The sequence below is a fragment of the Chitinophaga varians genome, from assembly GCF_014529945.1.
In the GTDB taxonomy this organism is placed as follows: domain Bacteria; phylum Bacteroidota; class Bacteroidia; order Chitinophagales; family Chitinophagaceae; genus Chitinophaga; species Chitinophaga varians.
Map to the genome: position 1 here is coordinate 1,180,088 of NZ_JACVFB010000003.1, position 12,851 is coordinate 1,192,938.

A 12,851-nucleotide genomic window follows, 5' to 3' on the forward strand; every position below is an offset into this window, starting at 1 on the left:
TTACAGCGCCATAATCACACATTGGCGACTATATCCCATGGCGCTACCGTATTTTCAGAAAATAATTTTTTGTTTACAAAATAAATGTATATTCGTATACAAATAAATTAATACTATCTGGTTGACCGATGGTCATCCGGACTACCAACAAATATCAACCAATCAAACCGGCATCCTCCCGGCTGCCGATTGAATTACATCCATCTATCAGTCATACCATTTTACGCATTCATCAGCCGAAGGCTGATACAGGATTTGTATGTGATCAACCGGCCAGCGGCGGTATACTGATAACAACTGACCTAAGCAACCAACATCAACGCCAGCCATTACCGGCCTGCGGGATTTTTTAACCTGTAATTTAAAAATATGGTTTTCAACATCCATACCAGGAACAATGCTGATACGATCAGGCCTGGTATCCTGAGATTGTCACTCACGGCAGCGCTCTCCCTGTTCCTATTACTCCTATGCCATTCACGCACACTGGCTGCCGCCGATACGCTACGTGTAACCGGTACCGTTACCGACAGCAGCGGCGCTCCCATGCCAGGCGTACTGGTAAAAGTAAACGGCTCCTCACAAGCTACCACCACCGACGCCACCGGTCACTTCGTACTAAAGCTGGTACCGGCAGGCGCCACCCTCCTCTTTAGCATGATGGGCTATCTGCCACAGGAAATAAAAGCCGGCAGTCAGCCGCTGTACGTCCGCCTGCGGCCCGGCGTTCGGCAGCTCGACGAAGTGGTGGTCACCGACGGCTACCGCGTCACCACTCGCGCCGCCAACACCAGCGCCATCGGCACCATTAGCGGTGCAGCACTGGAAAACAAACCATTCTCCACCGTCATGCAGAGCATGCAGGGTAAAATAGCCGGCCTGTCGGCACCGCTGACCAGCGGCCAGCCCGGCGCCAATGTCAACATCCGCATCAGAGGCGTAGGCTCACTCTCCCTCTCCTCCGATCCGCTGATAGTGGTAGACGGCATGATCGTCAACTCCGGCCAGCTCTCCGGCGCCGTTACCACTTCCAACGCACTCGCCGGCATCAACCAGAACGACATCGAAAGCATCGACGTGTTAAAAGATGCCGCCGCCACAGCCCTATACGGCTCCCGCGGCAGCACCGGCGTGATCGTCATCACCACCAAAAGAGGCAAGATGGGGAAAACACAACTCAGCGCTGACGCCGAAGGAGGCGTCGCCAGCCAGATCCCGCTCCCGCACGCCGGCAGGCCGCTGAACGCCGCACAATATGCGGAACTGTTCCGCGAGGGCCTGCGCAACTCCGGCTACACCGAAGCACAAACCAATGACCTGGCCGATAAATATGGCCTCAACAGTGGCAAAAGCAATGACTGGACCGACCTCGTTACCCGCAACGGACGTCAACAACAATATAACGTAAACCTCAACAGCGGCACGGAAAAAACCAAACTGTTCGCCTCCGCCGGCTATTTCGATCAACAGGCCACCACCATCGGCGCCGACTTCAAACGTGTGTCCGGCCTGATCAACTTTGACCATCAGATCAGCAAACGTTTCCTGCTGTCTGCCGGTGTCAATATATCCAATGTAGATCAGAACACCCCTTACAGCACCCAGTATTCCGGCAACCCTACCTGGGCCGCGCGGGCACTGCGCCCTTATCAGCTGGCCTATAACCCCGACGGCTCTATCAATACCAGCACCGCCGGCAATACCAATTTCCCCGGCATCTACAATCCGCTCTGGATCGCCAAAAACGATAGCAAACGGCTGTCTGAAACCAGAATGCTCGGCAACGCCAAACTTAAATGGAATATCTGGGACAAGCTCGTCTACACCAGCTACTTCAGCATCGATTACAACACGCTGGAAGAAACCATCTTCCTCAATCCCGTGATGGGTGACGGTGTATCTGCCGGCGGCACCAGCAAAAACTATTATTCCCGTTATACCAACTGGCTCACCCGCAACCAGCTGGATTATCGCTATGATATTCCCGGATACAATAATTTCTATGTGACCGCCTCTGTGGGTTACGAAGCACAGAAATCTAAAAAATACCTGCTGGCCGCCGTAGGCAGCGGATTTCCTTCCGCACATGAAGACCTGACTGCACTCAGCAACGCCGCCACTCCCGTAGGCGCCTATGGCCAGTTCAGCAACTACGCCTTCACCTCCCTGTACTCCAGCGCCGGTATCAACTACCGCAACAAATACGCGCTCAACGGCTCCTACAGAAGGGACGGCTCTTCCCGGTTCCCGCCCAACAACCGCAACGCCGGCTTCTACTCCATCGGCGGCACCTGGAACATGCACGAAGAAGATTTCTTCCAGCAACAAAATATACTGTCATCGCTGAAGATCCGCTCCTCCTATGGCACCACCGGCAACGCCAACCTTGGCAACTACGACTGGATGCCACAAGCCAACTACAGCAGTTCGTATAGCTATGCAGGTTATAACGGCAGCCAATACTCCATCATCGGCAATACCGATCTGCGGTGGGAAACTTCCAAAAAGTTCGATGCCGGCGCCGACATCGGTTTTAACAATGATCGTTTTATACTGACTGTAGACTACTACTACAATAACATCGATGGCCTCATCCGCGCAGTGAACACCTCCATGACCACCGGCTTTGGCGCCGTGAGCCAGAACGTAGGCGCTATGGTCAACAAAGGCTGGGAATTCACCATTAAGGGAGATATACTCAAACACAAAGACTTCAACTGGTACAGCAATTTCAATCTTGCGCTCAACAAAAACCAGATCACCCGCCTGCCACAGGGCACACTGGAACGCAACGACATGTTCTACCTGAAAGAAGGATACAGTTTCAACAACTACTATCTGAAAGAATTCGCCGGCGTAGATCCACAAACAGGCAGTCCCCTGTACTATACAGACGGCGGGCATTCCGCCACCACCACCGATATCTCCAAAGCAACGTACGTAGTGCTCAACAAACAATCCGTTCCGAAATACATGGGGGGCTTCAGTAACGTGTTTACCTATAAAGGCATCAGTCTGGGCGTGGACTTCAACTACAACCTGGGTTACTGGGTGTACGGCGCATCTGACATCTACTTTACCTCCGGCGCTTATTACACCTACAACAAATACCAGTTTATCTACGACAGACGCTGGACCACGCCCGGCCAACAAACCGACGTGCCTAAATTCAGCACCACCACCGACAATTCCGTGAGCACCTACCGTCTGTACCGTGGTGACCATATCCGTCTGCAGAACATCAGCATTGGCTATGATTTCAGCCGTATGCCACTGGCCAAACGATTAGGTGTTAACAAGCTGTATGTGTATGGCCGGGGCACCAACCTGTGGACCCAAACCTTCGACGACCGCCTGCCTTTTGATCCCGAAGTCAGCTATTCCGGCTTCGACTATCAGAACATGTTGAAATATAAAACTTTCACTTTCGGGATTAACGTAGGATTTTAAACTATTGATCATGAAGAAAAACAACAAACATATATGGTTGCCGCTCCTGATGGCCGCCACCACACTGATAAGCTCCTGTGGCAAGCAGTTCCTCGATGAGCAGCCACCCACCTCCGTTTCTGTAGAGAAAGGCATCCTGACAGACGCCGATATGATGGAATCACTGGCCGGCCTGTACAGGAATCTGGACAACTACTTCCTTTTCGGCCGTAATGCCGTAGTATTCGGCGATCTGCTGGCAGACAACGTATACCTCAGCAGTACTAATTCCAGCCGTCTGCTGACGCAATACAGCTATACGTTTATCGTATCCAGTCCTGACGCAAAGCTGCTATGGTCCCAGAGTTACTACAGTATCCTGCAGGCCAACCGTATCATCGGGGCCCGCATTAATGTCAACAACAACGTTAACCAGTTGAGAGGTGAAGCCTATACCATCCGGGCTTTGTGCTACCTGAACCTGGTCAATTGGTTTGCCACACCGTACACTGTAAAACCCAGCGCAGACGGCGTACCGCTGGTGACCCTCTCCACCGATATAGGCGGCGCTTTCATTAAACCCGCCCGCAATACCGTTGCCGAAGTATATGATCAGATTATCAGCGATCTGGATAGCGCCTATAAGATCATGCCCGATGCCACGCCTCCCATCCATACCGCCAGCTCCAATTTCATCGCCAAACAGGCCGTAAAAGCGCTGCAGGCACGTGCTTACCTGTACAAGGGCGACTATGCCAACGCTCGCGAGGCAGCGTTGCTGGTGGTGAAAAACGGCGGCTACACGCTGGCAGCCGACGCCAACAGCTTCAACGCCTATTGGTCATCATCTGCTGCCCGCACCGATAAGCTGGAGACTATTTTTGAACTGAACAACTCCGCCGCCGCCAATAACGGCCCTGAAGGAATGGACTATATGTATTCCCGCAACGGCCTCGGCGATCTGCTCGTCACCGATGACACCTATGCGCTGTATACGGCAACGGATAAACGCCGGTCACTGATCATCGACAGCCTCCGCGGCGGCTATCAGGCATATATCGTCAACAAATACCAGAACGCCAACAAAACAGATAAAGACGAGGTGAAGCTGTTGCGTTATGCGGAAGTACTACTCACATTGGCAGAAGCCTACGCCAGACTGGGCGACGAAGGGAATGCCCTGCTTTATCTGAACAAAGTGGCACAAAACCGCGACGCCGCACTGGCAGCCTATACCTATAGCGGCACAGCACTGATAGACGCCATCATCCGCGAAAGACGCAAGGAGCTGGCCTTCGAAGGACTCCGTTTCTTTGACCTCACCCGGACCAATGTAGACATCAGCCGCCAGAACATGGGCGTAAAAGGTTATACCAATTATCCGACTGTAAAAACCACCGACTTCAGAAGACTACAACCTATTCCTGAAGCCGAAACCGGCGCTAATCCCAATATCAAACAGAACCCGGGTTATTAAGAGAGGAGTGAATGACAAAGGCCTCCTGCTTCTGATAAACAGAAGCAGGAGGCCTTTGTCGTTAGAAGAAATCATTTACAGCAAACGAGGTAGCTCCTTCATCGAATAAAATATTTCGGCACCGGCAGCTTGCAGGTAAGCAGCACTATGTTCACTGGCATACCCCAACGCTCGGAATCCGCCGGCTTTGGCGGCTTGTATACCTGCGAGACTGTCTTCCACTACGGCACACTCAGCAGGATCAAATCCCATGGTGGCGGCAGCATGCAGGAAAATACCCGGATCAGGTTTCCAGCTATTGATCGTATAGGCGCTGAATATTTTCCCTTCAAAGAAAGACAGCAGGCCCGTCAACCGAAGGTTCAGCTCTATCTTCTTCACCGGTCCGCTGGATGCCACACAGAAAGGCAGCGTAAGTTGTTCCAGCACCTCCCGGATACCTTCTATCGGCTTCACTTCTTTTTCAAACAGTGCATAAGAACGGGTGCGGTATTGCTCGATGAAATCGTCCGCGAAGGGGCGGTCGGTCAGCGCCTGCAGCGTAGCCACAGCCTCCACGAGGTTTCGGCCGCTCATCACGCGTACCGCCTCCTGTTCCTCCATGGTAACACCATATTCCCCTGCCAGTTGCAGCAACACGCGGATACCAATAATTTCACTGTCCACCAGCACACCGTCACAATCAAATATGACGCATTTTATCTTGTTTGTATTCATATATCTGTTGTTGGGAGCATAAAGATAATTGTGGTACGGTTATTTCATACATTCATTCATCACCCAATACCAGTGTTATGAAGATCATGCTTATGCTAATGACAGCCATTATTTTCTGTAGCTGCGCCACTGTAAAGAACAGCCGCTTCTCTGCCAGCGATATACAGCCCGGAATGAGCAAACAAGCCATCATTGCCCGTTGTGGCAAACCTTTCAAGAAAAGTTTCTCACAGGTGGGCGACATATTATACGAAGACTTTTATTACAAGGAAACTATTTACAAGGATTATTGGTTTGAGGTCAACACCATTCTGCACTTTGAGAATGGGAAGCTGGTTTCCCTTGAACCGGGACATGAGCGGAGATTATATCAGCCGCCGGTGGTATTGGAGAAGAAGTAGCTAAATTGTCTCCGCAGTGCGGAGACAATTATTGTTATGATACTACTACCAATGATTGTGTTTAAAGAATAACATCTTTCCGTTTCCACTTCTGCGCAATCTTCGCAGCCGTCTCAATCATAGCAGGGTCCCAGCTTTCAATCTGCCAGGCAGAATGTGCCAGCGACGATGCATGCAATGCTTTCATGAGCGCCTCAAAAGAGGTAGCTGTTTCCAGTATCTGCGACAGCTCCAGCTGTTGCTGGTACAAGGATTCATCTTCCCGGGCCTGAGCCGCTACAGGCAAGGCTTCCGACAGGAAATTATTCAGCGGGGCGGCTGTTTTGTTTTTGTTTTTAATGAGTTCGTCCATCCGGAGGAAATCGCTGCCGAAGGCAATCCGGCTATCTTCTGTATCCAGTCCTGTACCCAGTTGCTCCAGCACCACATATTTGAGTGAAGGACATAAGTCTATTGCTTTATCGAGGTATGCAAACACCTCTTCCGGCACAGCATCATCATGGGTATCGCGGCGAACGGTTTTTCCCGGCGTAGCGCCGGAGATTTCCCAGCTGCCGCCGGAGATATGTATTTCCCGGACGCGGTGTAATGGATACAGCTTGTTGAGCTCCTCGAAAGTGAGGTTAAAATTATGGGTCTGGCAGTAGAGGTTGTGCAGATCGAGGATAATAAACCCGTTCACCGGCTCCAGCAACTCATTGAGGAAATCACCATGTTTTTTCACCTCTTCCAGGGAATAGGAAAAAGCCAGATTCTCCAATCCTACCGGGCATCCGCAGGCATCCTGCATACGCTTCAGCCGATCGCGGCCTATCTCCAGTGTCACCGGTGTATAGGGGATGTTTAACGGAGCGCCATGATGGAAGTCCCTGCCGGTCATAAAGCCGAAATGCTCCGTCACATGATCGAAGCGGTAACGGCGGCTGACGGCCTTCAGGTGATCCAGCCATTGTTGCTGTTCCGGTAACCATCTCCCCGAAAAAAGGGAGAAAAAAACACCATGACCAATGAGCCTGTTTTCATCGCTGAAAACAGTCAATAGCTCTTCAAACCAGGAAGGTACTTTCTCCACTGCATACAGTGCATCAAAAGACCATTCTATGGCTTCAATCTGGGCCGCCTCCATGAGGGGCAGGCAGGCGGCCAGAAGGTTGTTGTCCAGATTACAGGCAACTGTTGAAAGTATTTGTGACACCATTCACGTATTTAATCAGCCCATACCACAGGCAGGGCAGCCATCGGGGAATCTTTTCTTAAATTCTTCTTCTTTCTTTTTCTTTTCCGCCTGTTCAGTAGTGAGTTTGTCTTTTTTACACGACGTAACAGTTTGCAGAGTGATACCTACCAGGACAGCTCCCAGTAATAACTTTGGCAGTTTCATAAATAGACTTTTGTAAAGGTTAAATAATGCTTGCAGCTGCAATTTTGGTCTATCAATGAAACGGGGCCATGCGATAAAAGTTACAGGGAACTTTCTACTAGATAATCTGGGGTATCCTGTCAGCCCATGCCACAAGCCGGACATCCATCTCCCGCAGACAGTGGTTTTGACGTATCTTTCTTCTCTATCACCGAATCTTTTTTCAGTTCTTTTTTGGTTTCTTTAACGGCCGGCGCTTTAGGTCCATTACAAGCAGGCGACGTCTGTATCGTGATGCCAGCCAGAACAGCTCCCAGCAGTGATTTTGACAGATTCATCATAAGGGTTTTAAATGAATGAAATATTTAATCATACAACGGAACAGCGGGTAAAAATGTTACCTTTTGAACTTACCGGGAGATATCCCAAACCTTTTCCGGAAAGCAGTACTGAAATTATTGGGAGTGGTATACCCCAGCAGATAGGCTACCGTACTGACCTGCTCTCCTTCCAGCAGCAGCTTCCGGGCTTTCTCCATCCGGAGGTGGTGAATATAACCGAATACCGTGTCACCAAACACGCTCTTAAAACCGTTTTTTAGTTTGAAGATGTTTAACCCTGCCTGACGGCTCAGTTTTTTGAGCGAGTGGTCCAGCTCCGGTTCTTTATCTATCAATTCTTTAATAAAATAGAGCTTCTCTATATCTCCGGCACTTTCCAACAAATAGCCGCAGGCTTTTTCCGGGAATTTTTCCTGCAGCGCCTCTGTTTGCAGCATAAACAACTCCAGTACCCGGGCTTCCATCAACATTTTACCATAATAACCGGTGCGCCGCGAGGTGATCATATCCGTGAGCACGGAGAGCATTTGCGGCGTCACATGCAGCAGGCCCGTGTTATCCAGCGTCATTTCGTTACGGACCAGCTGTTGGCGCAGTGAGCTATGTATAGCAGAATCTTCATGGGAGATCGATTCAAAGAAATTCCTGTCCAGCAGGATATCCACCTTCACCAGGGGATGTTCGCCCGTCTGGTACTCAAAATGGGTAGATAACTTCTCCGGCACGGAGAATAGGCTGTGTTGCAGCGCTGCCACCTCCACCGGTTTCCGGAATACCTCGTTGCGGGCCACAAACTGGCCGCTGAGGGAGAAATGCATCTCCACACAGGATTTACCGGCATTTAACTGCACGGTGGTACGTTTTGAAACCTCCAGGTGACTGTAGTTGATTTCAAAGCCGTCAAGCACTGTATGTTCAAAGGAGCCCTGAAGGCCGGATTCGGGAGCCAGCGTATAAGCGGCCTGCCGGTAACCTCTGGCTTCGCTCTCTTTGACTAAAGTAGCATGTGGTAATAAAGCGTCCAGGTACATACCGTAAAATTAAGCATTATCCCTTTAGCATACTTTTTAATCCCTTTACCAAACTATCCCCACCGGTGCCCAGGCGAAATTTGCTGTCAAAAAAAGCGATGAAACAGGTAGATACCACAGTAGAATATGGGACGCGGCGGGTCATTATCACCCTCACCGCCATGCTGTGTGCCATTCTGGAGCTGCTGGACACCACTATTGTAAACGTGGCGCTGAACGACCTGCAGGGCAATCTGGGCGCCACCCTGTCGGAGGTAAGCTGGGTGGTGACGGCATACGGCATCGGCAACGTGATCCTGATCCCGATGACCAGCTGGCTTTCCCGGCAATTTGGCCGGCGCAATTACTTCGCGGCCTCCATCTTTTTGTTTACGCTCTGCTCCCTGCTATGCGGCATGGCCGGCAGCATCCCGGAGCTGGCATTTTTCCGTTTTCTTCAGGGCATCGGCGGCGGTGCGCTACTGGCCACCTCCCAGACGATCATCACGGAATCCTATCCGGTAGAAAAAAGAGGCACGGCCAACCTGATCTTTATGATGAGCGTCATCGTAGGCCCCGCCATGGGACCACTCATCGGTGGATATATCATCGACCATTACAGCTGGCCGCTGATCTTTTACATCAATGTGCCCATCGGTATCATCGCCATCCTGCTGACATTACAATACATCCGGTCGCCCCGCCATGACAATAAATTACCCGCCGCGGATGTGGACTGGGCCGGCATAGTACTGCTGGCCGTCATGGTAGGCTCCCTGCAGTATGTGCTGGAAAAAGGACAGGAAGAAGACTGGTTCAGCAACCGCATTATCACCACCCTGTCTGTCACCGCCGCCGTAGGCGCCGTATTGTTCATCTGGCGGGAGCTGTCGTGCGCCCACCCCATCGTGTCCCTGAAAGTGCTGCGGAACAGGAACCTGGCGGCCGGCACCATCTTTTCCTTCATCTACGGCTTTGGCTCCTATGGCTCAACCTTCATCGTTCCGCTGTTTACACAGTCGCAGCTCAACTGGCCCGCCACCGATGCAGGGCTGCTGGTATGCCTTACCTCCCTCTCCAGCCTGTTGATTTTCCCGCTGACCAACAAACTGCTTAAATCGGGCGTGAAGCCACCATACATGATGAGCGCCGGCATGTTCATCTTCTTTGTGAACTGTTATATGAGTTCCCGTATACTCACACCGGAAACAGGCTTCCAGACATTTTTCTGGGTGTTGATATTCCGGTATTTCGGGCTGAACATGATCCTGCTGTCCATCAGCTCCATTGCTTTTTCAACATTGCAGACAAGGGAGATCTCCGACGGCGCCGCCTTCACCGGTATGACGCGGCAATTGGGCGGTTCTTTTGGCATCGCCATCATCACCACTTTTATTGTACGGAGAAACATGCTGCACCGCGACCGCCTGCTCTCGCACCTGAATACCGACGATTCCGGGATGCTGACACGGTTGCAGCAGACCATACAAGCCTTCCGGGCGCAAGGTTTTCAGGAAGATGTGGCTACCGGTCATGCGCACAAGTTGCTGGAGATGGTAGTCATCAAACAATCCACCTTACTATCCTATATGGATGTTTACATCGTCATTGGTTTTCTTTTCCTCAGCTGTGTGCCTTTCATCCTTTTCCTGAAAAGCGGGAAAGCCGCCGCCGTAGCCGATGCACATTAATCTCTCTTATTCGCCAACATTATCATCATGCATGCAATTAACACAGGACGGGTATTGTTATTCCTGTCACTTGCCCTCTGGTGGCCACTTCAGCACAACGGGCAAACACCTTCGCTCAGCCTCAGCGCCGCCATTAACATGGGATTGGCCCACAGCCACACCCTTCGGCTGGACAAAGCCGCCATAACCGCCGCCTGGCAACACTACCAGCAGGTAAAAGATGCCAGTCTGCCTACCGGCAGCATCAGCGCCACTTTCAGCCATATGGAAGTACCGGCAGACCACCTGCAGCTCGGTAACCAGGACCTGACATTAGGTAAACGCGGCGAAAACTACATGGCCCATGCCGGTATTAGACAGACCATCTTTGAAGGCAACAAACTCCGCTACGCCCGTAAATCAGCGCAGCTGCTGATGCAGCTGTCAGATCTGGAACTGGAGCAGCACGCCACCGAAGTGGCCTACACGATCGCTGAACTATACCACGATCTGTATAAGATACATCGGAACATACAGGTAACACAACAACAAACACAGGCCATCGACAGCCTGATCAAACAGGCCAGTGATCTGTATGAGCAGGGTATCGTTACCCAAAACGATGTACTGCGTTTTAAGTTGCAGCGTTCAGAAACGCAGATCAACAGCACCCAGCTGGAAGCGGAGCGCCGCACCGTGCAATACAGTCTGAACCTACTGCTTGGCCTTCCTGAAGACACGACAGTCGTACCCGCGCCGGTGCTGCCGCCGATGCAAGACAACAGCACGCTGGACAGCCTGCTGGCAGCAGCTTTCCGGCAGCGGCAGGAGCTGAAGCAGTACGGCGTACAGTCATCATTGGACCAGTTCAATATCCGTAGCATCAAAGCAGGCCAGCTACCGACCCTCTCCGGCAGCATCACAGCGGATTATATCCATGCAGGCGCTGAATTTATTCCGCCGGCAGGAACCTACCTGACGCCTATTTCAGCGGGTGTCACCGTGGCCTGGAATTTCTCCACGCTCTGGTCGGCACGTCATCACATCTCACAAGCCAAAGTAAAACAGGAACAGACGCTTATTCAACGCGACAGGCTCAAAGAGAACATACAACAGGAAGTGAATACCTGCTACCAACATTACCAGCAGGCACTCCAGACGATACAGCTGTTGCAAAGCGCTATTGACCAGGCCGCAGAAAACAACCGCATACAAACAGACCGGTACCAGTACAACACCACGTCTGTCACCGATATGATAGACGCCAACAGCCGGCTGTACCAGGCCATGGCCAATATCGCCATCGCACGCTCCGATGCCAGTCTCGCCTGGTTCCGGCTGCTGAAGGCAACCGGCAGTATTACAACATCCTACTAAATAGTATATCACATGGAAGAAAACAGGAAAAAGAGAAAAATGCTGTTACCGGTAGTATTACTGGCAGTAGCGGCCGCCGGTATCATCATCGGTATCAACAAATACCAATACTACCGCACACACGAAGAAACAGATGACGCACAGATAGATGGCGACCTGAGCGTAGTCGTGTCCCGCGCCGGTGGCTATATTGATTCTATTTATTTTGAAGACAACCAACGGGTGATAAAAGACCAGTTGCTCATCAAACTGGAAGACAGGGAATATCACCTGAAACTGGAGCAGGCACTGGCTGCGCACAAACTGGCCAACTCCCGCATTGATGTTGCCGCTACACAGGTAGCCACCTCCGAGGCCGCGTCGTCAGGTTATAAAGCAGAAGTGGAAGCCGCCAAAGCAAAATTATGGCAGGCAGAACAGGACTTTGCCCGTTACACCGCCCTGGTTGCCAAAGGCGCTGTGCCCCGGCAACAATATGATCAGGCGAAAACGACCCGCGATGCAGCCGCCGCCACCTATGCCGCCGCCAGCGGGCAATACAACACTGCCATTGAACAGATCAGCAACCACCGCTCACAGCTACAGGTAACGCATACTGCCGTCAGCCGCGAAGCCGTAGACATCGACTATGCACAGTTGCTGCTATCGTACACGCATATATCAGCGCCGGTCACCGGCCTTGTGACCAAACGAAAAGTACAGCCCGGACAATTGGTGCAACCCGGACAAACACTCTTTTCCGTAGTAGACGAAAACAGCCTGTATGTCACTGCTAATTTTAAAGAGACCCAGTTGACCCACATGCACCCGGGGCAGCCAGTAACGATACGGGTAGATGCTTACCCCGATATTGAACTGAAAGGCACCGTTCACAATTTCGCAGCTACTACGGGCGCTAAAGTGGCGCTGCTGCCACCAGACAATGCCACCGGCAACTTCGTAAAAGTGGTGCAGCGTATTCCGGTGAAAATAAAACTGCAAGCAGCAGATACTACCCTGCACTTACTCCGGCCGGGCATGAACGTAGAAGTAACGGTGAATACCCGTTAAAAAAAGACCGGGCTGCCTC

General features: G+C 51.5%; 11 protein-coding genes. 6 read left to right on the forward strand and 5 right to left on the reverse strand.

Annotation, left to right across the window (positions count from 1 at the left end; genetic code table 11):
• Positions 1-369 precede the first annotated feature (369 nt).
• Together ICL55_RS19300 and ICL55_RS19305 are read left to right on the forward strand one after the other, a co-directional pair.
• Positions 370-3,450, forward strand: coding sequence for a SusC/RagA family TonB-linked outer membrane protein (locus tag ICL55_RS19300; protein ID WP_188100184.1), 3,081 nt, complete (start codon positions 370-372; stop codon positions 3,448-3,450).
• Between the two features lie 10 nt (positions 3,451-3,460).
• Positions 3,461-4,906, forward strand: coding sequence for a RagB/SusD family nutrient uptake outer membrane protein (locus tag ICL55_RS19305; protein WP_188100186.1), 1,446 nt, complete (start codon positions 3,461-3,463; stop codon positions 4,904-4,906).
• A gap of 75 nt (positions 4,907-4,981) precedes the next feature.
• Here ICL55_RS19305 and ICL55_RS19310 read toward each other — a convergent pair whose 3' ends face one another.
• A complete protein-coding gene (locus tag ICL55_RS19310) occupies positions 4,982-5,623 on the reverse strand; it encodes an HAD family hydrolase (protein ID WP_188100188.1) in 642 nt (213 codons plus the stop codon).
• Positions 5,624-5,700: 77 nt separating this feature from the next.
• Here ICL55_RS19310 and ICL55_RS19315 point away from each other — a divergent pair, with 77 nt between their 5' ends.
• Entirely contained in the window at positions 5,701-6,024 is a 324-nt protein-coding gene (locus ICL55_RS19315) for a DUF2845 domain-containing protein (RefSeq protein ID WP_188100190.1), read from the forward strand.
• A 61-nt stretch (positions 6,025-6,085) separates the two neighbouring features.
• Here ICL55_RS19315 and ICL55_RS19320 read toward each other — a convergent pair whose 3' ends face one another.
• The 4 genes from ICL55_RS19320 to ICL55_RS19335 form a co-directional block, all read right to left on the reverse strand.
• Positions 6,086-7,219 (reverse strand): multinuclear nonheme iron-dependent oxidase, encoded by a 1,134-nt coding sequence (locus ICL55_RS19320; protein ID WP_343067824.1) that lies wholly within the window; start codon positions 7,217-7,219, stop codon positions 6,086-6,088.
• A 15-nt stretch (positions 7,220-7,234) separates the two neighbouring features.
• On the reverse strand, positions 7,235-7,405 hold the full coding sequence (locus tag ICL55_RS19325) for a chryseobasin-related MNIO class RiPP peptide (protein ID WP_188100192.1): 171 nt from the start codon (positions 7,403-7,405) through the stop codon (positions 7,235-7,237).
• Positions 7,406-7,524: 119 nt separating this feature from the next.
• Entirely contained in the window at positions 7,525-7,722 is a 198-nt protein-coding gene (locus tag ICL55_RS19330) for a chryseobasin-related MNIO class RiPP peptide (RefSeq protein WP_188100194.1), read from the reverse strand.
• Between the two features lie 59 nt (positions 7,723-7,781).
• On the reverse strand, positions 7,782-8,756 hold the full coding sequence (locus ICL55_RS19335; protein WP_188100196.1) for a helix-turn-helix domain-containing protein: 975 nt from the start codon (positions 8,754-8,756) through the stop codon (positions 7,782-7,784).
• Positions 8,757-8,854: 98 nt separating this feature from the next.
• Here ICL55_RS19335 and ICL55_RS19340 point away from each other — a divergent pair, with 98 nt between their 5' ends.
• Genes ICL55_RS19340 through ICL55_RS19350 form a run of 3 tightly spaced genes read left to right on the forward strand, consistent with a single transcriptional unit; the run spans position 8,855 to position 12,832 of the window.
• Entirely contained in the window at positions 8,855-10,426 is a 1,572-nt protein-coding gene (locus tag ICL55_RS19340) for a DHA2 family efflux MFS transporter permease subunit (RefSeq protein WP_188100198.1), read from the forward strand.
• A 27-nt stretch (positions 10,427-10,453) separates the two neighbouring features.
• Positions 10,454-11,782, forward strand: coding sequence for a TolC family protein (locus ICL55_RS19345; protein WP_188100200.1), 1,329 nt, complete (start codon positions 10,454-10,456; stop codon positions 11,780-11,782).
• A gap of 12 nt (positions 11,783-11,794) precedes the next feature.
• Positions 11,795-12,832 (forward strand): HlyD family secretion protein, encoded by a 1,038-nt coding sequence (locus ICL55_RS19350; RefSeq protein WP_188100202.1) that lies wholly within the window; start codon positions 11,795-11,797, stop codon positions 12,830-12,832.
• The last annotated feature ends 19 nt before the right edge of the window (positions 12,833-12,851 follow it).

What these genes read in the sequence shown, in the direction of transcription:
- ICL55_RS19315 (WP_188100190.1), top strand. Translation starts at nt 5,701, where the DNA reads ATGAAGATCATGCTTATGCTAATGACAGCCATTATTTTCTGTAGCTGC.
- ICL55_RS19335 (WP_188100196.1), bottom strand. Translation starts at nt 8,756, where the DNA reads ATGTACCTGGACGCTTTATTACCACATGCTACTTTAGTCAAAGAGAGC.
- ICL55_RS19330 (WP_188100194.1), bottom strand. Translation starts at nt 7,722, where the DNA reads ATGAATCTGTCAAAATCACTGCTGGGAGCTGTTCTGGCTGGCATCACG.
- ICL55_RS19350 (WP_188100202.1), top strand. Translation starts at nt 11,795, where the DNA reads ATGGAAGAAAACAGGAAAAAGAGAAAAATGCTGTTACCGGTAGTATTA.
- ICL55_RS19310 (WP_188100188.1), bottom strand. Translation starts at nt 5,623, where the DNA reads ATGAATACAAACAAGATAAAATGCGTCATATTTGATTGTGACGGTGTG.
- ICL55_RS19325 (WP_188100192.1), bottom strand. Translation starts at nt 7,405, where the DNA reads ATGAAACTGCCAAAGTTATTACTGGGAGCTGTCCTGGTAGGTATCACT.
- ICL55_RS19305 (WP_188100186.1), top strand. Translation starts at nt 3,461, where the DNA reads ATGAAGAAAAACAACAAACATATATGGTTGCCGCTCCTGATGGCCGCC.
- ICL55_RS19345 (WP_188100200.1), top strand. Translation starts at nt 10,454, where the DNA reads ATGCATGCAATTAACACAGGACGGGTATTGTTATTCCTGTCACTTGCC.
- ICL55_RS19300 (WP_188100184.1), top strand. Translation starts at nt 370, where the DNA reads ATGGTTTTCAACATCCATACCAGGAACAATGCTGATACGATCAGGCCT.
- ICL55_RS19340 (WP_188100198.1), top strand. Translation starts at nt 8,855, where the DNA reads ATGAAACAGGTAGATACCACAGTAGAATATGGGACGCGGCGGGTCATT.